A 25,988-nucleotide genomic window follows, 5' to 3' on the forward strand; every position below is an offset into this window, starting at 1 on the left:
AGGAGGGATTCTATGAAGCTACACGAGGTAAAGAAACGTGTTCTCTGCGGTGTATTGACGTTCGCAATGATATTTTCGTCAACATCCTTTCAGGGGATCACGGTAAAAGCTGCGTCGACAGGAGCACAGACGACGGCAGCAGTACATGAGGGAGAATATTATACCGGCGTCTTTGCGGGACGGTATGGTATTGATCAGTTGTTTGATTATGTAATGAGTACAAGCAGGCTGAATTCGCTGCCCTTTGATGCATCCTGGGGAACAGCATATGCGTCAAGCGGACATCAGTTAAAGACAACGCTCATGAAAGGACGTTATTTCGTACTGAAGTATTCCGGCGATTCGGACTATCCGATTGCATTATGTATGTACGAGAATGACGGTACGCCGGTGGTTGCCGGCAGATCGAAGAATCTGCTTGCCAGTTCACACATTGGTAAAGCAGACAATGTGTGCCTGACAATACAGGCCAAAACCTATATGAAGAAGACCTATACCGACGGCATTGAGGGCGTGATGGCTCTCTGCGAGATGGGTAAGGCGGATCAGAATGGTCTTTACTTCAGCAGCTCGAATGGATTTGGTTATTACTTAAGCGGCAATCAGGGACGTGATGTCGGAGAGAAGATCACATGGGTGAATGCAGATACCGATGTGACAATGAAAAAGCTTGCGGGGTTGGATAAGTATTCTTACACGGAGCTGAGCTCCGGGGAATATGCGGTGATGTATCAGACGAATGGAGATGCCGTTCGGAACATGCCGGAGGATCAGGTGAAAAAGCAGGGCGTGGCACTGACTTTATCAGACAAGAAGCCACTTCGAAAGGGATATCGTTTCAAAGGCTGGAACACAGCGGAGGACGGCTCCGGAGATATCTATGCAGCCGGCAGTGCGTACACAGGTGACAGTGTGCTTACCCTGTACGCAGTATGGGAGCGTTATTATGAATCCGGTCTGTTTAGCGTGAAGCTTAGTAAAAGCCAGTTTTTTGATAATGTTACCTCTGCGAACAGGATCAATGGTCTTCCGTATGATGCCTCCTGGGGAACGGCGAATTGGTCAACAGGACATCAGTTCACGGAATCACAGGTGGAGGACAGATATTTCCTGTTCCGGTATAGTGGAGATTCTTCCTATCCGTTTGCTCTGTTCATGTATGAGAATGACGGAACACCGGTGGTGGCAACAGGATCGGGGAACCTCTCCCAATCGTCATATATCGGACAGTCAGAAAATGTTTGTATGACGAAAAGTGGTCAGACCTATATGAAGGCAACCTATAAGGATGGGTATAAGGGACTCATCTGTCAGGGAAAGATCACCAAGTACGATAAGAACGGTGTGCAGTTTGTCAGCCCGAATGGCTTTGGTTACTATGTTTCCTGTAACCGTGGTTACAAAAGGGGAGATTATATTGCATGGTCCGGTGCAGTTACCAGCGGGATCACTCCGGATGTGATGGATTCGGTTGATACATTCTCCGATATGGAAATGTTAGAGGGAGAATATGCACTGAATTATAATGTCAATACGACCGATGAAGTGACCGGCATGCCGGACACACAGCGCAAAGAGGATCTGTATAATTCCGTGCTTACCATGGATGAACCGCAGAGAAGCGGTTACACTTTTATCGGATGGAATACGAAAAAGGATGGAAGCGGCAAAATGTATATGCCGGGCGCACGTTATGAGGGAGAGCAGTCCCTGACGATGTATGCGATCTGGGAGAAGTTAGACAAGTCACCGCTGTCTCTGGAGGAAAACGGAACGGTGGCTCCGAAAGTATATAAACTTTCCAACAGGACACTGATTTCAGATGCTCTCGATGCAGCAGATGATGCAGATGCATTTTACAGTGCACTCAATCAGGCAACCATGACCCGTTATATGGATATCAAGGGCGGTGCCGGTGAGGATGATGTGTTTAGTGTCAAGTCCTCCGATGAGAGCGTTGTGGAGTGTTCCGTTGAGGGCTCAAAGCTTACCATGACCGGTAAGACGGACGGATTTGCTTATGTAACGGTGACTGATGAAACAAGTGGTCAGCTTTACCGCTCCAGCGTTTATGTGGAGACCTTGAAGGAGCAGCTTTATATTATCAGACCGGTAAATGCGGACAATAACAAGTCCTATTTAACGGATAGCAGCAAAACAAGCTTTGAAGCAAAGACAGAGTCTGATAAGAAAGTGACCTGGGATGTTAAGAACAGTTCCGTAGAGAAGGTGAAACAGCTTTCCAACGGTGACGCAGTTGTCTGGAAACCAACTTCAACAGACGCTGAGATTGGTGTGACCTATGGCGCATGTCAGTTATCGGTACCGCTTACGGATATGGAAAGCGGTGAGACAGCAGGTGCTTATCCGATCAACAATTATGAGATGGCTGCAAAATACCGTCAGAATCTGACATTGAGCGATTCCTTCAGAAAGGTGAAGAATACAACGATTCAGATTCGGTCATTTATTGTAGATACGGATGGCAATGTTATTTCCAGTGTGACGAAAAACATCAAAAGAGAAAAGGCTGTCGAAACGGAGACAATAGCGTTAGATTATAGCGGAGTGACAGAGCTTACAAATGCGGATGTTGTAACGGAGATCGCATCCGAAGATGAATCCTTTGCATCGCAGCTTGTACGTTATCCGATCTACCGTGACGGTGTTCAGAAAAATACAGGAACCACCGTTATGATGAAAGCATCCGCCACCTTGATGAATACAGACTGTACTTTGATGATCAAGGAAGCCGGGGGTGCACCGATCCGTAATGTCGTTTTGTATAAAGGTGCCAAAAAAACACTTTATGTGTATTCGAAGGCATCGCAGGCGCATTCCCTGACGATGACGATCAACGGAAAGGAGATCAAGCCGACCTCTGCAACCGTTGCATCCGTGGAGGGAATGAAGTATGAATGGGTGAAAACAGTATTTGAGGTCAATACCAAGAATACAAAGACCGGAAAATATACACCGCAGTTTCAGGTGAAGGCGGCAAGCGGAACTCTTCTGATGGATATGCCGGGTAATTTTACCGTGAGCAATGTTTCTGATATAGGAACGCCGGCGAAACCGACCGAGATGAATTTCTGTGGAACTGTACAGACACCGACGATCTCAGCAGGAGAGATCATTAACCGTAATTTCTCCTTTGATCTTCCAAAGGTACTGCCAATGAAGATCGCATATCAGGATACAAAGGATCCGATGAAGAAGACCTTTATGATCGCGATCGGAACAGCAGGACTGGATGAGGATCATGTGGTTTCCGTGGTGACAGACACGATCAATGATCTTCGTGACAATAAAATGAGTAAGAAGATATCCGGTTATGCATTCGGTACAGCAGATTATATCAACGGTAAATGGGTGCTTACGTATACCGGCGGTGGTATTGCCGGATCACTTGGATATGAATTTGGATTTGATAACAGTACTGTAATTGGTATCGTTCCGGTTTACTATGGATCAAGGTTGGATGCTCTGTAAGCGTGGATGCCCTTCTGAGTGGAAAGAACGCATACCATGATAAATTTGTTGGAATGAACTTCCAGTCCAATAATCTGACAGTGACCAGCGAGTATGATTTTGTTTCGGATATTATTGTTGGTGTACAGGCTATGTAGGTGCCAGCGGAGGTATCGGTTTTGATGCAAAGCTTATCAAGCTGAAGTTTGGACCGGAGGGACAGTTAACACTCGGTTATGATAACCGTATTATTACCTTTAAGGATTTGGATCAGTCAAAGACCTATTATGGTGGCTGTCTGAACTTTACCGGTGATATTGCACTGACCTTTGAGTACAAGGGCATATTTGTTCACAAGAAAAAGAGAATTTGCGGAACAGGTTTTAGCAAGAATAAAACCTTCAAGGATTGGGCGAATTTCCCATCCGGAAGACCGAACCTGATGGATTTTGCCAATATGAGCAGTCAGGACACCAGCAAGGTGGTACAGTATTCTTCCATGAAAAAGGGAAGTGACTGGACACAGTATATTGATCCGGATATCAATCCTGTACTTTCAGAAAGCGCGGACAGCATGGGACTTGCATATTCCGATACACTGGATGATCTTGCAAGCATCAATCCGGCGATCAGTGCGAAATCCGGCAGCAGCTGGACGAAGCCGGAGGAGCTCACCTCATGGAGAACAGCGGGTAAGAGCGAAACCATCAACTCTGTAGATTATGCGGCAGCCGGAGATTTAAATGTACTGGCGTTTGATTCAGTGGATTATGATCCGGATATTATGTCAGACGGTTCCGTGGATACGGACGAATTAAACGCTGCTTATAATTCATCAGAAGTTCATGTGTATGTGAATGGAAAGCACACTTGTCTTACGAGCAATAAGGTTGCCGATATGGCGCCGGAAGTGGCAGTGAGAAACGGAAAAGCGATCGTAGTCTGGGAGAGTGATTCCTATGATCTTACGGGTACGGATGTAGACGCACTTCAGAAGGATGCAATGGGCGAGAAGAAGCTCTGCTACAGCTACTATGACGGAAAAGAGTGGAGTACACCGGCGTATTTAGAGCGAGGAGAGATCAAGGGAGTACAGGCGTATGATATTGCATTGGGTGACGATGGCACGGCAATGGTATTGGCGAGCATGGGAACCAGTGAAAAGGTGCAGGAGAGAGAGCTTTATTCATATATGATCGAGGCGGGGACACAGAAGAGTGTAAACAGAATTACCTGTAACAATGCAGCAGAGACACAGCCTCGTGTGAAATATGTAACCGATCAGGGGGGCAGCTTCCTCGCAGCATGGAAGCAGTCAGAATACGAAAATAATGAGCTGAGCGATTCTTATCTGGTTGTACAGGGCTATCAGAAAGATGGTAGTGCGAATGACATTTCCATGACGGATGAGTCCAGAGAGGTTTCAGAAAAATTCGATTTTGCAAGAGGCGGAGATACCATTAAGGACAGTGCCGTATACTGGCAGGCATCCGGTGAGGATTCTGCAATGCACACTTATGTGAAGTATATGAATGCACAGGCAGGAAAACTGTCCATGAAGTATTCCCTGAACAGTGTGGCGACCGGTGATGAGACATTGATCGGAAGCAGCGTGGCAGTGGACGGAGATAAGTTTACCGCTGTTGCCTGTGCACAGGAGGTCGAGCAGAAAGATAGCTCAAACGAGGAAACACCATTTGCCCAGGCCGACGATGAGGAGAAGCCGGCACGGCTGATCAGCAGCCAGAAGCAGATCACAGATGCATTTGAAAATGTATCCGCAGACACATTTGGTCAGAACATTGAGAAAAACAGCACGATCAATGTCACCTTATCCTTTGTCAATGCGGGACGCAAAGCGATGGACGCTGTCACAGTAAAACAGGGAGACACGATCGTTGCAGCAGATCTGCCGATCCATCTGGAAAGTGGAGAAAGCGGCCAGGTAAGCTTAGCTATACGCTTGGCGATACACTGAAAAACGAGGCATTTGACCTTGTCGCAGACAACGGTGCGAAGGCAGAGACGAAACTGACTCTGCTTGGAGCTGATATTGTTGTTGGAAGTCCGGAGGTTACAGAGGTATTATCCGGAGGAGAGCGTATCGTGCAGACTGTTTTGAGCAATGCCGGAACAAAGGCACTTACGGCAGACGATACGATCCGCTTGGATCTTACGTCAGCAGATCAGGAGGCACTTAGCGTACGTCCAATCTCAGAGTCTGCCTCATATGATGCAGATAAGAAGCAGCTCGTTATCAAGGGCAGCGGTGCAATGGAAGCGATCAACCGTGGTGAATATATCCTACAGTTTGGTTATAAGCCGGAATTTGACAGTGAATCCGATAATGTATCGGTATCCGTGAAGGCAACAGCCTACACAGGAGAGACGGCGATGGATGAACTGAATCTGATCGATAATTCCGCAGCCTTCAGTATTGTAAAGCCTTCCGTGCAGTACGATACACAGTTGACATACAGCACGGTTGTGGAGGACGGAAAGATCACACAGCTCCGCGTCAATAACCAGTATGAGACACCGGTTGAGAAGAGTATTACAATTTTAAACGGTACGGATTCTAAGAAGATCAATGTGGTATTGGGTGCTGAGGAGTATAAGACCTACGAGATCGGCATTGATGCTTCCGCAGAAGTAACATACGATGAGCAGAAAATGGATGGAGAGGAAACTCCAAACATTGATCCGTCTCCGGAGCCAACTGTGGAGCCGACAGCAGAGCCTACCGTGACACCGGGAACTACGCCGACAAAGACACCGGAAACAGAGCCGACCAATACACCGGCTGTGGAACCGAGTGCAGCACCATCACCGGAGCCTACGAAGGAGCCGGCAAAGCCGACAGAGGTACCGAGCGCAGCGCCGACACCGGAACCAACCAAGGAACCGGCAAAGCCGACCACAAAACCGACTGTGAAGCCGACAGCGGTGCCGAGTAAGATACCGGTGGCAACTGCAAAACCGACCAAAACACCGAAGCCGGCCGTAACTGTGAAGCCGACGAATAAGCCGGTTACACGTGCAACCGCAAAACCGACTGTGAAGCCAACGAAAAAGCCGGGTACACAGACATCGGCAAAGCCGGCAGCAAGCAGTAAGCCGGTAAGCACGAGTTCTTCTGTTGGAAAGGCAGGATTTGCTTCCGTGAAGAATAAGGCTGGCAGAAAATTAGTCGTTATGATCAAGCCGGCAGCAGGGGCAGACGGTTATTGTGTACAGTACAGCACAAACAAGAAATTTAAGAAACCTGTATCAAAGCTGACGAAGAAGTATATATTGACCATCAAGAAGCTTAAGAAAAAGAAAACGTATTACGTCCGTGTATGTGGATATAAAATCGATACACAGGGAAATCTTGTATTTGGCTCCTATAGTAAAGCTAAAAAGGTAAAGATTAAGAAATAACAGACGAGAGGATAGCATGTCAGAGCATCCCCTGTCACAATGATAAGCAGGCATAGTTTTTCAGGTAATTGAAAGGCTGTGCCTGCTTTTTGATAAAAGCCGATAGCATTTCGTGATCATAAATGATATAATTAATCATACATACCTTCTGCTTGAGACGGAGTAAAAGCAGTGCAGAGGGAAGGAGATTGTACGTTATATGATCCGGGTGACGCAGGCAATCGGGCTGGATATGGTAGCGGAAGGTGTGGAGACAAAGGATCAGGCGGACTTCCTTTCCGAGTGTGGCTGTGATATTGCACAGGGATTTTATTATGCGAAGCCGATGCCGTTGGAAGATTTTAATAAAAAATTGCAAAACCAGACAAAACCTTGATTTATCAGTTGCACAAAGAGATTTCTTCTAATATAATGAAGAAGATAATGGAGTTACTTTGTGAAACTCCGTTGCTTATATATAGATCAGTCGTTTTGAGACGTTTGATCAATTCAGAAAATACATCTGTCTTAAGTACAGATTATAGAAAGGTACGGTATAAGAATGAGTGAATTAAAAGCAAAAGCACTCCACATGGGACCTGCACAGTGTGCGGTTGATCTTGGAGACGGCAGCGAGAGAGGCGAATATGTGAATCAGGATTATATCCTGCAGAAGCTTGGCAGACCACACAGAGCGATCAATCTGATGTACTGCTATTATCCAAATGATGAGGGATGGCCGGGACGTGCCAGCGTCGTTCATGCAGATCCATCGGTACAGTTTGCATGGGATTTTCCATACGATGACTATTTCACCTACAAGGGTGGTCTGAACGGAACGCGCGATGACGAGCCGTTCACATGTATGCGTGATGTGCGCCGTCATGGTCAGGACGTTCTTCTGACAATGACGATCGATCCGAAGGTATCCGATGAACACTTGAGAGCGATCGGTCAGGATCTACGCACCTTTGGTCGTGTACAGCTTCGTATCAATCATGAAGCAACCGGTAACTGGTTCTCCTTCAACAAGCGTGCAAGCTATGAGGAGGTTGCAGCATTCTTTGCACATGCCAGCGAGATCATCCGTGAGGAAGCTCCGAACGTTAAGACGATCATCTGTCTGGATGGCTGCAAGAGCGTTGATGATGAGAAGATGGAGATGGAGGATATCTTTGCAGAGGCTTCCAGAGCAGCAGATATTGTATCCGTTGACCGTTATATGTCTCTTCACTGGGGCTGGCCATATGATGTGGCTGAGGAAGGGGGAGATACCTTCTCCCGCAGCAAGGTAGAGGATATCTATACACTTGCCAAGAAGAGCTATGAGCGTTATACCTTTGTCAATGGCGGAACGAGGAAGCCGATGGTACTTTCCGAGTTCAACTCAGACGGTGATGTAACAGGACCATATGATCAGGCAGATATGCTTAAGGAGTTCTGTGAGATGCTTAAGGCAGACAAGGACAAATGGCTTTCCGGTTTTACACTGTATCAGTTCCGTGACAGAGGACGCCTTGGTCTGGAGATCGAGGATCCGAACAACGCAGAGGTTGGTATTGAGCAGCCACTGATGGACACTTACCGTGATATCATTCATGATGATTTCTTCCAGCCGTCTATGGAGGTTGGCGCAGAGACAGCACTTCCGGCAACACTTCGCTGGGGTGGCTCTGAGGATGCTGACGGAATCAGTGTACCGCTTCATTTTGACAGTGATCCGGTATTCTGTGAGGCATATTTTGATGAGGATACGGTGGACATGAACCTGATGCTCGAGTTGAACGGTTTCTGGTTCTACAAGGCACCCGGTGTGAAGTGTGTCGACATGATGAGTGCATTCTTCAAGAATCGTCTTGATGGCGCAAAGGATATGGATCTGAAGATTTTTGCACCACCGGCAAGCGGCGAGAATGATCCTTCACAGGGAGAGGACTGGCAGACCAATTATTATACAGAGCTTAAGGCACTGCCTGCGATCCGGATCCGTTATGCTCCAATCGTAAAATAAGAGCGTTAAGAAAGTGAGAAGTTCTTATATTCCGGGGTGGCAGATGTGACGCATCGGAATGAGGAAAGATTGCATTTTAAAGTTTAGTAAAGGAGAGTGGTTTTGATGGATTATAATGTCTATAATTACTTTATCGGTAACTATGCACAGAAACCGGCAACCAAGTATGATACCCATAAGTCTTCAGAGCTGCGCTCCGTCATGAAAAATATCACCAAGATGACCCAGTCATCGCCGATCTATCTGGTGCGCCTGTCTCAGGCGAAGCAGGAGTATGCGCTCAATATTAAGGAGGCGGCAATCTCCCTGAGCAACACACTGTCAATGCTTTCCGAGGATTCCATGGACAGTGTCTTTGCACAGAAGAAGGCGGTATCCTCAGATGAGGCGCAGGTCGGAACGAGGATTATCAACGAAGACTACAGCCAGCTTCCGAAAGAGCCGATGATCCGGGTCAATCATCTTGCAACCACGCAGGTCAATGTCGGCAACGAATACTATATGACCGGAAAGGGACTTTCGGCAGGAACGTATCGTTTCCGCGTGGCGGTTGGTGATGACAGTTATGATTTTCAGTACAATATCCGTAAGGATGCCAATCACCGTGAGATCATGGAAGGCCTTTGTGATTTTATCAATAAGGCGAAGATCGGACTGACGGCAACGCCGGTATCGCGAAGTGCCGATAAGATCATGATGCGGATCGAGTCCGATATGACGGGCTCGCCGGACGGTGGCAATTTGTTTTCGTTTGCGGACCGTACCGGAGAGGGAGGAGACGGAAGAGGAATTGTTTCTTATTATAATATGAACAATGTCGTTTCCAGACCATCCAGTGCCTCCTTTGAGTGGAACGGAGAGACGAAGGAAACCTTAGGCAATACCTTCGTGCTGGGAAGATCGTTAGAGGTGTCCATGTATGCACCGGGTGATCAGGCAGCACAGATTTCCTATATTCCGGACAGCGACAAGATCCTTGACGGTGTCTCCGGCATTATCCGATCTTACAATAAGCTGGTGGACAGCACCAACAACTACAGCGGTCAGACCGGACAGAGTCCGAGACTGATCCGCGAGTATCAGAATCTGTTAAAGCCGTATCTGTCTGAGCTGGAATCCTGCGGCATCACCTTGGATGAGCAGGGCAGGATGAAGATGGACGAGTCACTTGCCTCGCAGGCAGCGCAGGATGGCGACATGGAGAAGCTGATCGGAAGAGATTCCGCGTTAAACCGCAGACTTCGCAAGAAGAACGAAGAGATCAAGCTCAATCCAATGGATTATATTCAGAAAAAGATCGTATCTTATCCGGATTACGGGAAACCGCCGAAGGGATACTCCTACATCACCTCACTTTACAGTGGGATGCTGTTTAATTATTATTGCTGATGGGGTTCGATTATTTGGCAACACCATCCAGGTCGTCCTCCGATGCATTTGCCGTGACCTTTACGATCACCTTATGAGGAAGACAGACCAGACTTTCTCCGTTGTGGCGGATCGAAGTCTGATGTACACAGAGTTTATCCGGGCAGTCAGCCTCTGTAATGGAGGCGTGCCCGTTTTTTATTTCCAGATGATTGGTGCCGCCGTCTGCTCCCGGGATATCAAGAGTTGTATCGACGGACAGAGGGAGTGTGCGGTATGTCCTGCCATCGACGGTGATCGTGACGGTATCGCCGGTGGTGCGGTGAAGCAGCCGGTATCCGCCGGTCACACAAAGCCCTGCGATCGCAAGAATCAGGAGCAGGATAATATCATTTTTATGAGCTGTCAGTTTGTTCATAAGAAAGACCTCGCTTTGCCGATTTGTTCCGTTTGTTTTATGAAGTATACCATAAAAATGCCACTGGGAAAATCAAATGAGTCATAAATTGGGAAAAATAGAAAGAAATGACAGAAGGAACCCGAAAAAGTTCAGAAACGTTGCAGATAATGGGATTTACCTCTTGACGAAAGAACTCTACTTTGTTATAATTATCGGGCGATGTAACAGGTCTTTTTTTTATGTCTTTTTTTAAACAAACTAATATGGAGGTGAATAGTGTCGTGAGAGTAAAAATTACTTTAGCATGTACAGAATGCAAGCAGCGTAACTACGATACGACGAAGGAGAAGAGAAACCATCCTGACAGAATGGAAACCAAGAAGTATTGCAGATTCTGTAGAAGACACACATTACACAAGGAGACAAAATAGTCTCGTAGCATGAAAGGAATGTGAGATATGGGAGATTCTGAGATCAAAGAGGAAATCAAAGAGCAGAACGAACCACAGAAGAAAGCAGAAAAAGCTGCAAAGAAAAAAGGCGCTTTTCAGAACATGAAAGCCGAATTCAAACGTATCGTTTGGCCGGACAAGAACACAGTTGTGAAGGAGTCCACCGCAGTTGTTGTCGTTACAGTTATTCTGGCAGTCATCATTGCATTGTTAGACTTTGTGATCAAGACTGGCCTGGATAAGATTCTTCAGATAGGATAAGGGTGATTGACGTATGGCAGATCGTATGGCAGATAAAGAGCACATTGGTATGTGGCACATACCTATTCCGGATATGAGAAAAAGGTAAAGATGGATATCGAGAAAACGATTGAAAATCGTAACCTGCAGGATCAGATTCTTGAGGTTTCAATCCCGATGTTGAATGTGACTGAGGGGGAGGATGAGGATTCAAAGGTTGTTCCGAAAAAGATGTTCCCGGCCTATGTGCTGATCAATATGTATCTGAATGATGATACATGGTATGTCGTTCGGAATACCCGTGGAGTGACAGGCTTTGTCGGTCCGGGATCCAAACCGGTTCCACTTACAGATGCAGAGATGGCAAGCATGGGACTGAAGGCAAATGCTCCGGCATGCGAGTTCAGTATTGGTGATTCCGTGGTTGTAAAGTCTGGTGTCTGGGAAGATACAACAGGAATTGTTCGCCAGATCAATCACGAAGACCGTATGGTCACGATCAACATCGATATGTTTGGACGTGAGACGCCGGTTGAGATTAGTTTCAACGATGTGGAAATCGTCTGAGAAAGCCGCTTGAGATACAAGCGCCGCACTAAAGTGTGAAGTTTGACGTGAATGTACGTCAGGAAATATATAGGAGGTTAAGAAAATGGCTAAGAAAGTCGAAGGATATATTAAATTGCAGATCCTGCCGGAAAGGCAACTCCAGCACCGCCTGTTGGACCAGCCCTTGGACAGCATGGAGTTAATATCGTACAGTTTACAAAGGAGTTTAATGCGAAGACAGCAAATCAGGGTGATCTGATCATCCCTGTTGTTATCACTGTATATCAGGATAAGAGCTTCAGCTTTATCACAAAGACTCCTCCGGCAGCTGTACTGATCAAGAAAGCTTGCAAGATTCAGTCCGGTTCTGGTGTACCTAACAAGACAAAGGTTGCTACCATTACCAAGGCTCAGGTACAGGAAATTGCAGAGACCAAGATGCCTGACTTGAACGCAGCTTCTTTAGAGTCAGCAATGAGCATGATCGCAGGTACATGCCGCAGCATGGGCGTTGTTGTAGAGGACTAATATTAATAAATAACTCGATGTAATCATTATATATTGAAAAGACTTGTTATTAGATTGAACGTCGTGGGAGGCTGGCAGATGACTGCCATTGAATACACGCCGTTACTACCACTAGGAGGTTAATTATATTATGAAAAAGGGAAAAAAATATGTAGAAGCTGCTAAGCTTGTAGATAAGACAACACAGTACGAAGTACAGGATGCTGTAAGTCTTATTAAGAAGACAGCAGTTGCAAAGTTTGATGAGACAATCGAAGCGCATATCCGTCTTGGCGTTGATGGACGTCATGCAGATCAGCAGGTTCGTGGCGCAGTTGTACTGCCTCACGGAACAGGTAAGACTGTTCGCGTACTCGTATTTGCAAAGGGTGCAAAGCTTGATGAGGCACAGGCTGCAGGTGCTGATTTCGTTGGTGGCGAGGAGCTTATTCCTAAGATCCAGAACGAAGGATGGTTCGATTTTGATGTTGTAGTAGCTACACCGGACATGATGGGTGTTGTAGGTCGTCTGGGACGTGTCCTTGGACCTCGTGGTTTAATGCCAAACCCTAAGGCTGGTACTGTAACAATGGATGTAACTAAGGCAATCGAGGATATCAAGGCTGGTAAGGTTGAGTATCGTCTCGATAAGGCTAACATCATCCACGTTGCTGTAGGTAAGGCTTCCTTCACAGAGGAGCAGCTTGCAGATAACGTAAATGCAATTCTGGATGCGATCCGTAAGGCTAAGCCTGCATCTGCAAAGGGACAGTATTTCAGAAGTGTTACACTGGCAAGCACAATGGGACCTGGTGTAAAGCTGAGTACAGCTAAGTATGCATAATCGTTCATACGATATAGTATGATTCCCAAATAAATAAAAGTGACTATCGGTTAACGGGTAAGTGGTTTTCAGATAGTCACTTTTTTTGCATTTTTAACATGATTTTAACATATATTTATGGTATCATCTAAGATAGCAGTTAAAATACATAAAGGAGTTTTACCTATGACACAACGGGAATTTCGTAAAAAATCATTTATCATTCTTGGACTTACAGTTCTTCTTCTGATCTGTATGGTCTGGGATACCACAGCATTCCGCCATTCATCCGGTGAGAGCAGCAGCGCGGCAACCAAGACCACCAAGACGGCAAGCAGTGTGTCAACCGGCTCTGCACTGGTTACGGATGTACAGGCTGTCTGGATCTCTTTTGGCGATTACAAGGCGGCTGGCTTGTACAACAAGTCACAGTCCGCATTTCAGACCAATGCGAACAAGTATTTCAAAAAGCTCAAGAAGGACGGTATCAACACTATCTATTTCCATGTGGCTCCATGTAACGATGCCATTTATCCAAGCAAATATTTAAAGTGGAGTTCCTATATGTTTGAGTCTGTACCGGACTATGATCCGCTGGAGATTCTGATACAGACGGCACATAAGAACAAAATGACATTTCATGCATGGCTCAATCCTTACCGCAAGAAGATGGGCGTAAGCTACGATCCGGGTAAGGCATCCTCTCTGAAGCGGATCCGGCGCATTGTGGCGGAGATCGTTCAGAACTACAATGTGGACGGCATTCATTTTGATGATTATTCTATCCGGCGAAGGCAAAGGGGGCACAGTTTTCCAAGGTGTCTGTTGCCAAGCGTAAGCGTGTGATCAACAAGATGGTGCAAACCATTTACAGCACGGTCAAAAAGCAGGATGAGAAGCTTTTGTTTGGTATCAGTCCTGCCGGCAATATTGAGTATGCGGAAAGCCTTGGCTGCGATCTGGCAACCTGGCTGAGCGAGGACGGCTATATTGATTATATCGTGCCTCAGATCTATTGGAGTGACCAGTACAGAATGGGCCGCAAGGTGACCTCTCTGTATACTAACCGGTTAAACAAATGGGTGAATCTGAACAAGAATAACACGTCGATGTATATCGGGCTGGCAACCTACCGTGCCGGAACCTACAGCTCCTCCGATCTGGGCTGGCGCCGCAAGAACAACAATCTGGTCAGTCAGATCAAGAAAGAAAAAGCAGCAGGTTGTGATGGTTTTGTACTGTTTAGCTCCAGTTACATGTACCACAGCCGTGCCGCCAAGGAAATGAAAAATTATAGAAATTATATCCGTTAACTTTCGCAAATGGATATCTTATCCTGCACCGATAATGTTTCAAACCATAGGAAGCGTTATTGGTGCAGTTTTGTTTCCAGACTTTTGATGATGCTTGTGATCTGATATTCCAGTGCGTACATCATCGTGTCATATTCCGGATAATCTTCTTTGACATGCTCCATCAGAGGATAGATGAAATCCTTTGTTTCTGTAATATAAGCCTGCAGGCGCTTTTCGGAAAAAACACCTGCCATTGATGAAACATTGTGACAGCGGTCGAAGACCTTGGCAATGCAGGCTTCCCTGCTGCCGCGAATATCCTTCATATAGCGCTTCATCGTCTCAAGCTTTGCTTCCCCGTCCAGATGCTTCTTGGTGATACAGTCTACACCGCGGCGCACGGTCTCATTGACCGGAAGCTCGTCCGGGCAGACAGGGCAGTCCTCGCAGACATCGTGTAACAGCATGACTGCCATTAGGTTGTCATCCGTCATGCCGAGTGAGATGCCATGCAGGGCGAGTGTCATGGGGTGGATCACATAGGGAAGCCCCTCGGTTCTTTTCTGATCCCGGTGCATCCGCAGGGCGATGTCAAGAGCGATACGGCTCTGCTCGAGCTGATGAGCTCGATGTAATCCCGCAGAAAACGTTCCATATATTCTGCATTTTCGTTGTACTGTAATTTCAAATCATTTCCTCCTCTTGTTCAAATACACCAGCATGATCATGATCATTATGGTGGTCAACATTTCTGCGGTCATAAAGGAACTCCATATACCACGCATTCCCAAGATCCGGCTTAAGGTGAACGCACACAGGATGATCGCTATAACACCTCTGGAAAAGGAGGTGGCGAGTGCCTGCAATGCGCAGTCAGATGCGCTGAGATAACCGGTGGCTACTATATTGAAACCCGCAAAGATAAATCCCGGGAAATACAGTCTTATTCCGTTAAATGCCAGTCCGTGCAGTTCCTTGGAACCCTCGCTGTTAAACATGGCGATCAGAAGATCGGTCTGTGCTCTGGTGATAAAAAGGATTACAACGGAAAGGGCAAGAGCAGTAGCAATTCCGTAGCGCAGAAGCCGTCTGGCAGCGAGGGTGTCGCCTTTACCGTAATAACGGCTGATCAGCGGCTGGGAGCCCTGCGCTACACCGTTAAACATAGCGGTTGCCACAAGAGCGAGATTGGCGATCACACCATAGGCGGCAACGCCGACATTACCGGCAATCCCAAGGATCAAAAAATTAAAGGTTGTGGTTGTTACACCGGATGAAAATTCACCGATAAATGCGGAGGTTCCAAGCTGGCATGCCTGAAACAGCCGTTTTGGTGACGGTGGCTGCCACAGAAAACGAATCTGATTGTCTTTCTTAAAAAAGTGGATCCCGCAGATGCAGGTACTGATAATTGGTGAGAGGGCGGTTGCAAGTGCTGCACCTGCCATTCCCATTCCCATAGGAAACATAAAGATATAGTCAAAAATAATATTGAAAAAACTTCCGGCGAGTGTTGCTGCCATTGCGAGAGATGGCGCACCGTCATTTCGAACGAATGCATTGATAATGAAATTGATCATAAAAAATGGTGCGAACATCAGAAAGATACGTGCATACGGAACACCGAGTGATGCGATGTCTGCATCGCCGCCCATGATCCGCAGGATGCCGTCCGGTGAGAATGCACCGATTAATATAAATGGAATGCTGATGATCAGACAACAAAATACAGCATTGGAGAAAAACCGATCGCAGCCGGAATCTCTCTGCGCTTTCAGGATAGTAAAACGTGTTGCGGAGCCAACGCCGATCATCGAGCCAATCGCATAGATCAGATTGTATAACGGCAGACAGAGATTTAACACGGTAATTCCATTTGAACCGGCTGCCTTGGAGATATAAAAGGTGTCCGCCAGAATGTAAATGGAAATGCCGAGCATGCCAAGAATATTTTGCGAGACAAACTTCGTATATTCTCTGCCAAGGTTCTGCGACATTCTGTTGATTCATAATGCAGCCGATGATCCGGATGCATTATTTTCCCCTTCGATTTGATATTTAAATTGTAACGATGTCACAGGGATAAGTCAACGGTTTTTCCATTTTCCTCCGGATTTAAGGACGTCTTTTCGCCGGAAGAATTGTAGGTAGCAATCTTGCCGGAGGAACGGTATATTTTGGCGACGATGGACCGGAGTGAACGGGAAAATGTACCGTCAGAAGACAGATATTTGCCGATCTTGGAAGGACTTGCTTCGGAAAACTTTTCCTCATCCAGAGACAGGCTGCCATCGCCCTTGAGTTCAATGCCGAGCGAAGACAGATCTTCCTTACTGTTCCGGAGTATTTTTGTCATTTTCTTTTTGAGAGCCGAGGTGCTGCTGTCACTGATGCCCTCGGAGGAATTGATCAGGTTGTTGTAGGTTTTGACGAATGCCTGCGCAGTCTGCAGGATCTCCGTTTCGTGGTCGGAATCATAGTTCAGTGCGCGAAGCTTCTCGGTCATGCGCTGAACGGCTTTTGCATCGGCCGACACAATGACGCTCTGGGGCTGCGAGCCGCGAAAATCCTCCTGAAGTGCATTCACATTTCCACGGTAGGCACTGCGCATATAATAATTCAGACTGTGTTTTACGGTGTAAGAGACAACGTCCATTCCTGATTCCTCCTCTAACGATCAAAATGTACTATATGATATATCGGTTCGTTCCGGCAAATTATTTAATCCATCTGGCTTCCTGAATTTTTGGCAAAGCACAAGCTCTTTCATTGACTTCGTTTTCGCGGTATGATATGCTGATACGGATATCATTTAAGAAAAGAGGAAATAGCAATGAAAGATAAAGCAGTGATCGCAGTGCTGGCAGCAGTCCTTATCGTAGCGGCAGCTGTTGGTGGCATTTTTATTAAGAACCAGATGAAGTCTTCGGATTCGACCGGAAAGCAGACAACAAGCATGAACATTGTCGACAAGACGCCACTGCAGCGGCAGTCAGATGAGGTTTTGGATAAGCTTTCTTACTGTAAGCGTGTTCTTGATAAGAAGAAACAGGGCAAGAAAAAGAAAGAGGAGCTTGATAACCTCTGGAACAGCGTCAATGAGATCCATGCGAAGTCATATGCAGCCACAATGACACAGGAGGAGGTTGACGAGGAGATGACAGCCCTTAACTCCTACAGCCAGACGGTGGATGAACTGTATCAGCAGAATCAGAAAGCCATTGAGAAGCTGAAAAAGCAGGACGAAAAGGAAGAAAGTCAGAAGAACGCTAAGAAATAATACGTTGTTTTCATAAAGGAATCAGTACAAAATCAAACAGAAAGATGTTTAATGATATTTATTATCAATAACTGTCTTTCTGTTTTTTTTGTTCAATGGTATAATGACAATTGGTTAGTTTATTCTAACTAAAATGAAAAGATAGAATGGAGAGTACCATGTTTCTTGAAATTAATGATCTGAAGAAAAGCTTTGGACAGGGTGACAGCCGTGTGCAGGTGCTGCGCGGCATTGATCTGAGCGTGGACAAGGGAGAGATCTGCGTTCTGCTGGGACCATCCGGCTCCGGCAAATCGACTCTGTTAAATATCATTGGAGGAATTGATGCACCGGATTCCGGCTATGTATCCATTAACGGGGAGAAGATGGTGGATATGACGGAGAAGCGTCTGACCAGATACCGCAGAGAGCATCTGGGCTATGTCTTTCAGATGTACAATCTGATTCCGAATCTGAATATTAAGGAGAATATTGAGGTTGGCGCATATCTTTCCGACCACCCGTTAGATATTGATGATCTGTTACATACACTTGGTCTGTATGAGCATCGTCATAAGCTTCCGAACCAACTTTCCGGTGGACAGCAGCAGAGAACGTCGATCGGACGTGCGCTTGTCAAGAATCCGGATATTCTGCTGTGCGATGAGCCGACGGGTGCACTCGACTATACGACATCCAAGGAGATCTTAAAGCTGATCGGCGATGTCAACAGTAAATACGGCAATACCGTTATTATGGTAACACATAACGATGCCATCAAGGAGATGGCTGACACGGTGGTTAAACTGCGTGATGGCAGGATCCGCAAGGCTTACCGCAATGAAAATAAGATATCTGCAGAGGAGTTAGAATGGTAATGAGAAATCCATTAAATAAGCGAATATTCCGCGAATTTCGTTCTGAATTTGGAAAATATGCGGTGATCTTTCTGTTTATGGTGCTGACCATTGGTCTGGAGTCCGGCGATATGGTCGCAAGTGACAGCATGATCGCAACCTGTAACGAACGTTATCAAAAATATCATGTGGAGAACGGACATTTTCACCTGAAGCAGGCAATGAAGGACAAGGCGATCGAGAAGATTGAAAAGGATGATGTCACGATCTATCCGGATTTTTATGTGGAGCGTACCTATCAGGGAAAGGACAAGAAAGAAAAAAAGCTTCGTATTTATGAGAGCAGAGATGAGATCAACAAGCTCTGTATCATGGATGGTGCACTTCCGAAGAATGATAATGAGATCGTGATCGACCGAATGTTTGCAGACAACAATAAGACAAAGACGGGCGATAAACTTACGATTGACGGAAAGACATATACGGTATCCGGTCTTGTTTCCTTCTCGGACTATACGACTATGTTCGAAAATAATACGGATATGATGTTTGATTCGGTCAATTTCGGTGTGGCGATGGGAACAAAAGAGGAATTTAAGACTCTCTCTGAAAAGAGTCTGACGTATAACTATGCATGGACTTACAATGCAGGTGATCCGGCAGATGACATCGAGGAGAAGAAATGGTCGGATGATCTGATGGATACCGTTGTGGATGCTGCCGGAGAAGGCGGCGGAGCGACGATGCTTGGTTCCATGCTTGGCGTGCTGAATATGGACAATGGTATTGATGATTATGTTCCGCGTTACGCCAACCAGGCGATGAATTTTGCCGGGGATGATCTGGGAAGCGACAGAGGCTCCATGCTTGCTTTTCTTTACATCTTGATCGCTGTTCTGGCATTCATCTTTGGCGTGACGATCAGTCATACGATCACAAAGGAGTCAACCGTGATCGGAACGCTTCGGGCATCCGGTTATACAAAGGGAGAATTATTCAGACATTATCTGGCAATGCCGGTGATTGTGACATTGATCGCGGCAGTGATCGGTAATATACTGGGTTACTCTTATATGAAGCAGGTCATTGCAGATCTGTACTATTCAAGCTATAGCCTTCCGAAATATGAGACGCTCTGGAATCAGCAGGCATTTGTGCTGACAACGGTTGTGCCGATCCTGTTAATGTTTCTAGTGACAGGAATTACGCTGATGCGCAAGCTCAAATATTCGCCATTACAGTTTATTCGCCGTGATCTGACAAAGAGCAAGCGCCGGAAGGCAGTAAAGCTGCCGCATTTTAGTTTCTTCAACCGATTCCGTTTACGCATTATCTTACAGAATATTTCCGGTTATCTGACGCTGGTATTCGGAATTTTTGTGGCAACAACAATTCTGTTATTTGGAATGATGTTTCTGCCTCTTCTTGATCATGTATCGAAGATATCCAGAGATCATATGATGGCGAAATATCAGTATATGTTAAAGGGCGATGCGGAGACATCCAATAAGGATGCCGAGAAGTTTGCGGCATATACGATGAATACATATATGGACGGCTATAACCAGGAGGCGGCAACCGTGTATGGTATTTTTGACGACAGCCGTTATGTGAAAACGAAGCTGCCGAAGAAGGGTGCTGTGATCACAAGCGGCATGGCGGAGAAATATAAGCTTAAGAACGGTGATGCATTCCTGTTAAAGGAGCAGTATGAGGATAAGCTGATTCGCTTTCAGGTTCGGGGAATCCTCAACAGCCCGACGACGATCGGTGTCTACCTGAGTCATTCCTACTACGAGGATCTTTTCAATGTGGATAAGGATTATTATTGTGCATACTTTTCGGATTCCAGGATCACGGATATCAGCACCAATAAGATTTTCAGCACGATCACCTCGCGTGATGTCACGAAGATGGCAGATCAGCTCAAGGTATCCATGGGGAATATGTTCCAGATCGTGGAGGGCTTTGCTGTTGTAATGTTTATTCTGGTTGTGTATCTTCTGACCAAGATCATTCTGGAGAGAAACTCCACCTCCATTTCCATGGTAAAAATTCTTGGATACGAGGATGGCGAGATCGGAAGACTTTATCTGGTGGCAACTTCGTGGGTGGTTATCTTTTCCGTGCTGCTCAGCTTTGTACTTGTTACGGAATTGATCCGGCTGATCTTCGTTGCCTTCATGAAGGGCTACAGCGGCTGGATTCCGTTTGGTATCGCGACGAATACCTATGTGGAGTGTTTTATTCTGACGGTTATATCTTATCTGGTGGTTGCAGCAATGCAGATGCGTAAGATAAAGAAAGTGCCGATGGATGAAGCACTCAAAAATGTGGAATAAAACAGCATTTCCAATGGGAAATGTGAATAAAAAGGCAGACTGTTTGCGAATGGTCTGCCTTTGCTGCTTTGATGAAAGCTTCTTCTCATTTCAGGGGCACTGTGATAAGATAAATAAAACAAGGCTTTTCGGAGAAAATGAGAGGATTCTTCAAGCAGCGAAGAAAGGAACGGTGACAGATATGGAGTTACAGATTCAGGTGGCACAGGCTGCCAAGAAGATTATGGAGATTCAGAACAATGTCTCCAAGGTGATCGTTGGAAAGGAAGCAGTATTTCGGAAGCTGATGGCGGCATTTCTGGCAGGCGGTAATGTTCTTCTGGAGGATATGCCGGGAACCGGCAAAACAAAGCTTGCCAGAGCACTGGCGGCATCGATCGACGCAGAGTTTGGACGGATTCAGTTTACGCCGGATCTTCTGCCGTCGGATGTGACCGGACTTAATATTTACCGGCAGGATCAGGGTGTGTTTGAATTTACGGCGGGACCGGTATTTTGTAATATTCTCCTGGCGGATGAGATTAACCGTGCCACGCCGAGAACGCAGTCCGGTCTTTTGGAGTGCATGGAGGAGCGTCAGGTGACCGTGGACGGTGTCAGCCGGAGGATGAAGGCTCCGTTTTTCCTGATCGCCACACAGAACCCGGTGGAGACGGCGGGAACCTATCCGCTGCCGGAGGCGCAGATCGACCGGTTTGCCATGCAGCTTTCCATGGGGTATCCGACCATGGAGGAGGAACTGGCGATCATCGACCGCTACAAGAGTGACGATCCGCTGGCGCAGCTTGAACCGGTCTGTACCTGTGAGGATATTCTTCAGCTGCAGGAGTTATGCCGCCGGATTTATGTGAGCGACAGCGTCAAGAAATATCTGGTGCAGATCATTCAGGCGACGAGAGAACATGATGGTCTGGCGATGGGAGTCAATCCGAGAGGAACACTGTCCTACCTGCATTGTGTGCAGGCGTATGCAATGATACAGGGACGGGAGTATGTTACGCCGGATGATGTGAAGGAGTTATGTGTCCCTGTTTTGGGACACCGTATAATATCTTACCGTGCCGGTCAGAGCGGATCAACGAAAGAGATTCTGCAGGGAATCCTTGAGCAGATTCCGGCACCAACGGAAGAGTGGACGAGGTGATTGTGTGGGGCTGATCATTGCTGTTATAGTAGCATTTGCTGTGCTTTATGCACAGCAGAAATATTTTAAAACTCATTGGAACAGAGGGCTCGAAGTACAGCTTCGTTTTCAGAAAAAGGGCGTCAGTGCCGGTGAGAAATGTTATCTGGAGGAGACGGTGGTCAATGAAAAGAGAATGCCTCTGTCGTCGCTGCAGGTGAAGTTTACCGCATCGAATACCTTTCTGTTTGAGCAGGAGGGCAATGCGGCTGTGACGGATCAGTATTACCGGACAGATCTTTTCGCGGTTGGAGGAAGGCGAAGGATCACAAGAGCGCTGGAGTTTGTTCCGTCCCGGCGTGGCTATTATGAGATTGACCGGATCGATATTCTGGCACGTGATTTCTTTTATACGGCAACCTGTTCCGAGCGGCGGGACAATGTGGCGAGTCTTTATGTTTACCCGTATAAGAGGGATGTGAGCCGGTTTGATGTGCTTTACCGGAGGATGCAGGGAGAGCTTCTTGCGAGAAAGCAGCTGGAGGAGGATCCGTATGCGTTTCGCGGCATGCGGGAGTACCGTCCAACGGACAGTATGCGGCGGATCAACTGGAAGAGTACCGCCAAAGCGGGGAAGCTCTTAGTTAATATGTATGAATCCAGCTTTTCACAGGAGATTCAGATCCTGCTAAATGGTGACTGTCGTGACGAGAGGCATAAGAGAGAGCTGCAGGAGATGGCGATCTCGCTTGCTTCCTCTCTGGCGGCAGAGCTTTTGCAAAAGGGAGTGCCGGTCTCGTTATCCGGCAATATGACGGATATTCTTTCGAAGGAGCCGGTAAGCTGCGAGGCGGGTGTTCATAAAAGTCATCTTGAGAAAATGGACCGGCGTCTGGCATTGGCGGATACGGAGCAGCTGTCCGGCAGCTTTGCAGAGTTGATCAAAAAGAGTGGGAACGACGGGGAGACCGACAAATGTTATCTGGTGATCACAGCAGAGGATACAGAGGACATTCGGGCGGCGGTCGAGGCAAAGCGCACGGATGGGGAAGCTGTTTATGGGATCATTATCTGCCGGGAGGGTGAGAGTGGTCCGGCAAGAGAAGGATTTCTTTGGTGGGAGGTGTGAGTGTGGCAAGGAGAGTAAGGATCAAAAGCAGACCGCGCATCTGCCTGGAGATTTCGCTGGATCTGTTGCACGGCGCAGCGTGGCTTGGAATTTATTTATTTCTGAAATTATTTCTGACGTCCGGACGTGCGGCGACCTGTGCGGCGATCGGAGTTGGTGTATTATTTGTGATCGGATGCCTTGTCCGAAATATGGGACAGATCCGGTCGTGGGATTATAATGCCCTGTGGGTGGCAGTCGCAGAGGGTTTTATCTTTATGCTTTACGGCAAGCTGCAGGGCTATCCGATGCTTTCGGTGTATGGTATGTTTCTTGGCGGGATCAGTATCTTGGGGCATTTCTGGTGCCTGTCGTTTCAGGGCATGCAGGAATATCTGGAGCAGAGCAGTGATCTGAAATATGTACCGGGAGAGAAAATCTTCTGGACAAATACACGGATGGTAACGGGATGGCTTCTGGTGATGGCAGTGCTGTTTCTGGGAATCGCGTTTGTTCAGGCGGATATGTCCTTTGCGGTGATCGGCAATGCATTTCGCCGGCTGATCCTTTGGATCGCCGGACTGGCACGGATGCTTGCACATATGCTGGAAGGAAATGCGCAGACGGATACGATGCCGGAGATGACGATGCCACCGTCTCCGACCGGACTGCCGGAGGCTGTGGATGATGATCATGCGCAGGGACTTGGCGTGATCGTCGCACTCATGGCGATCGGAGCTGTGATCATCTATGTGTTTGTAAGGATGATTCTGACCTCACAGGGTCCGAAGGATCCACAGCGCGGGCAGCGTCCGGTATTTCACCGTCGTGGCAGCAAAGAGGATGTGGTGGAGAAGCTTGAAACGGAGGAGAAGAGATTTCTGTTTTTTCGAAATAACAGAGAACGGGTGCGTTATCTGTTCCGGAAACAGGTGATGAATCATTATTCCGGGAAGGTGCCTGTTTCCCATACGGCAGGACAGCTTTGCGATGCCATGAAAAAGGACAATTACGATCCGTGGTTTGATCGTCTGGAGGAAGCGTATGAGGTGGCGAGATACAGCCGTCGGCCGGTCAGCAGGCAGGATGTACGCATTCTGAAGAAATCAAAGAAAAACTTGTGAAGTCATAAATCGGGCAGGAAAGGGCATAGTAAAAGTAACATATTTTTAGAGAAAGGCAGGAATTGTTATGAGTGCTATGCCGCCAGCCGCGTTTTGTGAGAAACATCCATTATGGTATCGTCTGATCGTTCTGTTTATTATTACGGCAGGAGTGTATCTGGCATTCCGTTATCTGCTTGTGATCTTTATTCCGTTTATCATTGCATATCTGATCATGCGGATGCTTTTCCCGGTGATCTGGTTTTTGCGTCACAGGTGGCGGTTTCCGGGCTGGCTTGCCTATGGAGGAACGCTGACGGTATTTTTCGGCACTGTTTTTGGAACAGTGCTTGTTTTAATATGGCAGTTCTGGAAGCAGCTCAAGCTGTTTCTGCAGAATTTTCCGGTGTACCGGCAGGAGTTTTTACAGCTGTATGACAAGCAGACCGGCTATCTGTGCGGCTGCTTCGACCGGTGGATGAGCTGCCGGCAGGAAGTGCGCAGGAATATCTGAGCCGGTGGACGAGCGGGGTGATCGCGGGCAGCAGTGCAAAGCTTTCGGAGCACGCCGGAAATCTTCTGACGTTCTGCTTCTCGGGAACGGCACGGTTTCTGACCGTGATACTGATCATTGTTGTGAGTATGATCGCGCTTTGCGGGGATATGCAGGTGGTTCACCGCATTTATCGCAAAAGCTCCTTTTACCCGGTAGTGCATCGTGTGGCAGTCACACTCAAGCAGTCAGGGCTTGCCTATCTGAAATCGCAGGGGATCATTCTGATGATCATATGGATCGTATGTAGTGTGTCACTCACACTGATCCACAATCCCTATAGTATTTTGATCGGGTGTGGAATCGCCGTGTTTGATACCTTTCCAGTTCTCGGAAGTGGCATGATTCTTGTGCCGTGGGCTGTCTGCGCTGCATTTGGACAAAATTATTATGTGGCAGTGATCTTAATGATTGCCTTTATTTTATGTGTGGTCGTGCGTGATCTTCTGGAAGCACATATGATGGGAAATAATATGGGTCTTTTGCCGTTTTTCATGACGGCGGCACTCTATGGCGGCGTGTGCCTGTTCGGTGTATGGGGAATCCTGTTAGGACCGTTTGGCGTGATCCTGATCCGGTCGATCTATCAGCAGATCGTATAAGAATGCGGCAGGGATAAAACAGTGTTTGTCCCTGCCGCCGGTATGCTCATATAAAAACAGAAAAAAATAACGAGCCGCCGGAATAAGCAGCCCGTTAAAGGAGAAGGTATGAAAAAAATTTTAAGCACTGCCAAATGTTTAACCATTTGACATTTTCAATTATAGAAATCATTTATGAACATGCAATGATGAACTTGTAAAAAAAATGTAAACATTTGTCGTCATAAATATTAACTTTATTTTGAAAAGTCATTGCTTTGATAAATACGCATCTGAATCCCACCTCTAGGAAAAAATCATTTTATACTTCAAGGAAATACGAAAGATTCCGGGGAATCCCGTTTCCGTATAAGACAATATGTAATGACCTCCAATTTGTAGCATCGTGGATTTACCTGTATACTATGAATTGGAAAAAAACAATGGTAACAGGGATTACCGCATACAAAAGGAGGTCACCAAATGTATTATAACACAATTTATGTGGGAATGGACGTTCACAAATCAAGTTTTACACTTTGCT

The 25,988-nt window shown here is 46.8% G+C and carries 26 protein-coding genes and 1 pseudogene; 22 read left to right on the forward strand and 5 right to left on the reverse strand.

The annotated features are described in order from the left end of the window. Nucleotides 1–12 precede the first annotated feature (12 nt). The 7 genes from DXA20_RS06620 (at nucleotide 13) to DXA20_RS06645 (ending at nucleotide 10,273) form a co-directional block, all read left to right on the forward strand. Nucleotides 13–3,492: an InlB B-repeat-containing protein gene (locus DXA20_RS06620; RefSeq protein ID WP_118559725.1), complete on the forward strand. Its 3,480-nt coding sequence runs from the start codon at nucleotides 13–15 to the stop codon at nucleotides 3,490–3,492. A 2-nt stretch (nucleotides 3,493–3,494) separates the two neighbouring features. Next, nucleotides 3,495–3,629 (forward strand): hypothetical protein, encoded by a 135-nt coding sequence (locus DXA20_RS17125; protein ID WP_279222356.1) that lies wholly within the window; start codon nucleotides 3,495–3,497, stop codon nucleotides 3,627–3,629. A gap of 107 nt (nucleotides 3,630–3,736) precedes the next feature. Then, on the forward strand, nucleotides 3,737–5,449 hold the full coding sequence (locus DXA20_RS06625; protein ID WP_118559726.1) for a hypothetical protein: 1,713 nt from the start codon (nucleotides 3,737–3,739) through the stop codon (nucleotides 5,447–5,449). A gap of 128 nt (nucleotides 5,450–5,577) precedes the next feature. Next, a complete protein-coding gene (locus DXA20_RS06630; protein WP_118559727.1) occupies nucleotides 5,578–6,894 on the forward strand; it encodes a hypothetical protein in 1,317 nt (438 codons plus the stop codon). Nucleotides 6,895–7,081: 187 nt separating this feature from the next. Further along, nucleotides 7,082–7,270, forward strand: coding sequence for an EAL domain-containing protein (locus DXA20_RS06635; RefSeq protein ID WP_279222357.1), 189 nt, complete (start codon nucleotides 7,082–7,084; stop codon nucleotides 7,268–7,270). Between the two features lie 165 nt (nucleotides 7,271–7,435). Then, nucleotides 7,436–8,884 carry a hypothetical protein gene (locus tag DXA20_RS06640; protein WP_118559729.1) on the forward strand — a complete coding sequence of 483 codons (1,449 nt, stop codon included), beginning with the start codon at nucleotides 7,436–7,438 and terminating at the stop codon, nucleotides 8,882–8,884. A gap of 105 nt (nucleotides 8,885–8,989) precedes the next feature. After that, entirely contained in the window at nucleotides 8,990–10,273 is a 1,284-nt protein-coding gene (locus tag DXA20_RS06645) for a hypothetical protein (protein WP_118559730.1), read from the forward strand. A 10-nt stretch (nucleotides 10,274–10,283) separates the two neighbouring features. On the opposite strand, the gene DXA20_RS06650 is transcribed toward DXA20_RS06645, so the two are convergent. Next, on the reverse strand, nucleotides 10,284–10,670 hold the full coding sequence (locus DXA20_RS06650; RefSeq protein WP_118559731.1) for a NusG domain II-containing protein: 387 nt from the start codon (nucleotides 10,668–10,670) through the stop codon (nucleotides 10,284–10,286). 263 nt (nucleotides 10,671–10,933) lie between these two features. Between DXA20_RS06650 and rpmG the strand changes: the two genes are divergently transcribed. The 7 genes and pseudogenes from rpmG to DXA20_RS06685 all read left to right on the forward strand — a co-directional run bounded on the left by rpmG (nucleotide 10,934) and on the right by DXA20_RS06685 (nucleotide 14,536). Next, nucleotides 10,934–11,083 carry a 50S ribosomal protein L33 gene (rpmG, locus tag DXA20_RS06655; protein ID WP_118559744.1) on the forward strand — a complete coding sequence of 50 codons (150 nt, stop codon included), beginning with the start codon at nucleotides 10,934–10,936 and terminating at the stop codon, nucleotides 11,081–11,083. Nucleotides 11,084–11,110: 27 nt separating this feature from the next. Continuing rightward, entirely contained in the window at nucleotides 11,111–11,365 is a 255-nt protein-coding gene (gene secE, locus DXA20_RS06660; RefSeq protein ID WP_022306961.1) for a preprotein translocase subunit SecE, read from the forward strand. A 51-nt stretch (nucleotides 11,366–11,416) separates the two neighbouring features. Further along, nucleotides 11,417–11,911, forward strand: coding sequence for a transcription termination/antitermination protein NusG (gene nusG / locus DXA20_RS06665; protein WP_118559732.1), 495 nt, complete (start codon nucleotides 11,417–11,419; stop codon nucleotides 11,909–11,911). Nucleotides 11,912–11,996: 85 nt separating this feature from the next. After that, nucleotides 11,997–12,421, forward strand: a pseudogene (rplK, locus tag DXA20_RS06670) (50S ribosomal protein L11). Nucleotides 12,422–12,551: 130 nt separating this feature from the next. After that, entirely contained in the window at nucleotides 12,552–13,244 is a 693-nt protein-coding gene (gene rplA, locus DXA20_RS06675; protein WP_118559733.1) for a 50S ribosomal protein L1, read from the forward strand. Nucleotides 13,245–13,409: 165 nt separating this feature from the next. Continuing rightward, nucleotides 13,410–14,069, forward strand: a complete 660-nt coding sequence (locus DXA20_RS06680) for a family 10 glycosylhydrolase (RefSeq protein WP_158577154.1) — start codon at nucleotides 13,410–13,412, stop codon at nucleotides 14,067–14,069. Further along, nucleotides 14,042–14,536: a family 10 glycosylhydrolase gene (locus tag DXA20_RS06685; RefSeq protein ID WP_147403710.1), complete on the forward strand. Its 495-nt coding sequence runs from the start codon at nucleotides 14,042–14,044 to the stop codon at nucleotides 14,534–14,536. The genes DXA20_RS06680 and DXA20_RS06685 overlap by 28 nt, the downstream gene beginning before the upstream one ends. 56 nt (nucleotides 14,537–14,592) lie before the next feature. Here the strand turns inward: DXA20_RS06685 and DXA20_RS06690 are convergent, their stop codons facing one another. From DXA20_RS06690 to DXA20_RS06700, 4 genes are all read right to left on the reverse strand, one after another. Continuing rightward, nucleotides 14,593–15,057 carry a hypothetical protein gene (locus DXA20_RS06690; RefSeq protein WP_158577155.1) on the reverse strand — a complete coding sequence of 155 codons (465 nt, stop codon included), beginning with the start codon at nucleotides 15,055–15,057 and terminating at the stop codon, nucleotides 14,593–14,595. Next, nucleotides 15,054–15,206 carry a hypothetical protein gene (locus DXA20_RS16140; RefSeq protein ID WP_158577156.1) on the reverse strand — a complete coding sequence of 51 codons (153 nt, stop codon included), beginning with the start codon at nucleotides 15,204–15,206 and terminating at the stop codon, nucleotides 15,054–15,056. Before DXA20_RS16140 ends, DXA20_RS06690 begins: the two co-directional genes overlap by 4 nt. A 1-nt stretch (nucleotide 15,207) precedes the next feature. Beyond that, a complete protein-coding gene (locus DXA20_RS06695) occupies nucleotides 15,208–16,515 on the reverse strand; it encodes an MATE family efflux transporter (protein WP_118559737.1) in 1,308 nt (435 codons plus the stop codon). 77 nt (nucleotides 16,516–16,592) lie between these two features. Further along, nucleotides 16,593–17,174: a flagellar filament capping protein FliD gene (locus DXA20_RS06700; RefSeq protein ID WP_022306968.1), complete on the reverse strand. Its 582-nt coding sequence runs from the start codon at nucleotides 17,172–17,174 to the stop codon at nucleotides 16,593–16,595. 177 nt (nucleotides 17,175–17,351) lie between these two features. Here DXA20_RS06700 and DXA20_RS06705 point away from each other — a divergent pair, with 177 nt between their 5' ends. From DXA20_RS06705 to DXA20_RS06740, 8 genes are all read left to right on the forward strand, one after another. Next, nucleotides 17,352–17,798 (forward strand): hypothetical protein, encoded by a 447-nt coding sequence (locus DXA20_RS06705; protein WP_118559738.1) that lies wholly within the window; start codon nucleotides 17,352–17,354, stop codon nucleotides 17,796–17,798. A gap of 158 nt (nucleotides 17,799–17,956) precedes the next feature. Beyond that, on the forward strand, nucleotides 17,957–18,655 hold the full coding sequence (locus DXA20_RS06710; protein ID WP_022306970.1) for an ABC transporter ATP-binding protein: 699 nt from the start codon (nucleotides 17,957–17,959) through the stop codon (nucleotides 18,653–18,655). Further along, nucleotides 18,655–20,976: an ABC transporter permease gene (locus DXA20_RS06715; protein WP_118559745.1), complete on the forward strand. Its 2,322-nt coding sequence runs from the start codon at nucleotides 18,655–18,657 to the stop codon at nucleotides 20,974–20,976. Before DXA20_RS06710 ends, DXA20_RS06715 begins: the two co-directional genes overlap by 1 nt. Beyond that, nucleotides 20,966–22,120, forward strand: coding sequence for an AAA family ATPase (locus DXA20_RS06720; protein WP_243100563.1), 1,155 nt, complete (start codon nucleotides 20,966–20,968; stop codon nucleotides 22,118–22,120). Before DXA20_RS06715 ends, DXA20_RS06720 begins: the two co-directional genes overlap by 11 nt. A 4-nt stretch (nucleotides 22,121–22,124) precedes the next feature. Then, nucleotides 22,125–23,228: a DUF58 domain-containing protein gene (locus DXA20_RS06725; protein ID WP_118559739.1), complete on the forward strand. Its 1,104-nt coding sequence runs from the start codon at nucleotides 22,125–22,127 to the stop codon at nucleotides 23,226–23,228. A gap of 2 nt (nucleotides 23,229–23,230) precedes the next feature. Next, entirely contained in the window at nucleotides 23,231–24,331 is a 1,101-nt protein-coding gene (locus DXA20_RS06730; RefSeq protein WP_118559740.1) for a hypothetical protein, read from the forward strand. Nucleotides 24,332–24,398: 67 nt separating this feature from the next. After that, complete coding sequence (locus DXA20_RS17130) at nucleotides 24,399–24,824, forward strand: AI-2E family transporter (protein WP_118559741.1); 426 nt, start codon at nucleotides 24,399–24,401, stop codon at nucleotides 24,822–24,824. Beyond that, a complete protein-coding gene (locus DXA20_RS06740) occupies nucleotides 24,767–25,465 on the forward strand; it encodes an AI-2E family transporter (RefSeq protein ID WP_118559742.1) in 699 nt (232 codons plus the stop codon). Before DXA20_RS17130 ends, DXA20_RS06740 begins: the two co-directional genes overlap by 58 nt. Nucleotides 25,466–25,988: the final 523 nt, after the last annotated feature.

Source organism: Roseburia sp. AM59-24XD (assembly GCF_003478445.1).
Lineage (GTDB): Bacteria > Bacillota > Clostridia > Lachnospirales > Lachnospiraceae > Jutongia.

Excerpts from the sequence above, each read along its gene's own strand:
- DXA20_RS06620 (WP_118559725.1), top strand. The coding sequence starts at position 13 with ATGAAGCTACACGAGGTAAAGAAACGTGTTCTCTGCGGTGTATTGACG.
- DXA20_RS06640 (WP_118559729.1), top strand. The coding sequence starts at position 7,436 with ATGAGTGAATTAAAAGCAAAAGCACTCCACATGGGACCTGCACAGTGT.
- DXA20_RS06645 (WP_118559730.1), top strand. The coding sequence starts at position 8,990 with ATGGATTATAATGTCTATAATTACTTTATCGGTAACTATGCACAGAAA.
- DXA20_RS06650 (WP_118559731.1), bottom strand. The coding sequence starts at position 10,670 with ATGAACAAACTGACAGCTCATAAAAATGATATTATCCTGCTCCTGATT.
- secE (WP_022306961.1), top strand. The coding sequence starts at position 11,111 with ATGGGAGATTCTGAGATCAAAGAGGAAATCAAAGAGCAGAACGAACCA.
- rplA (WP_118559733.1), top strand. The coding sequence starts at position 12,552 with ATGAAAAAGGGAAAAAAATATGTAGAAGCTGCTAAGCTTGTAGATAAG.
- DXA20_RS06680 (WP_158577154.1), top strand. The coding sequence starts at position 13,410 with ATGACACAACGGGAATTTCGTAAAAAATCATTTATCATTCTTGGACTT.
- DXA20_RS06695 (WP_118559737.1), bottom strand. The coding sequence starts at position 16,515 with ATGTCGCAGAACCTTGGCAGAGAATATACGAAGTTTGTCTCGCAAAAT.
- DXA20_RS06700 (WP_022306968.1), bottom strand. The coding sequence starts at position 17,174 with ATGGACGTTGTCTCTTACACCGTAAAACACAGTCTGAATTATTATATG.
- DXA20_RS06705 (WP_118559738.1), top strand. The coding sequence starts at position 17,352 with ATGAAAGATAAAGCAGTGATCGCAGTGCTGGCAGCAGTCCTTATCGTA.
- DXA20_RS06710 (WP_022306970.1), top strand. The coding sequence starts at position 17,957 with ATGTTTCTTGAAATTAATGATCTGAAGAAAAGCTTTGGACAGGGTGAC.
- DXA20_RS06715 (WP_118559745.1), top strand. The coding sequence starts at position 18,655 with ATGAGAAATCCATTAAATAAGCGAATATTCCGCGAATTTCGTTCTGAA.
- DXA20_RS06720 (WP_243100563.1), top strand. The coding sequence starts at position 20,966 with ATGTGGAATAAAACAGCATTTCCAATGGGAAATGTGAATAAAAAGGCA.
- DXA20_RS17130 (WP_118559741.1), top strand. The coding sequence starts at position 24,399 with ATGAGTGCTATGCCGCCAGCCGCGTTTTGTGAGAAACATCCATTATGG.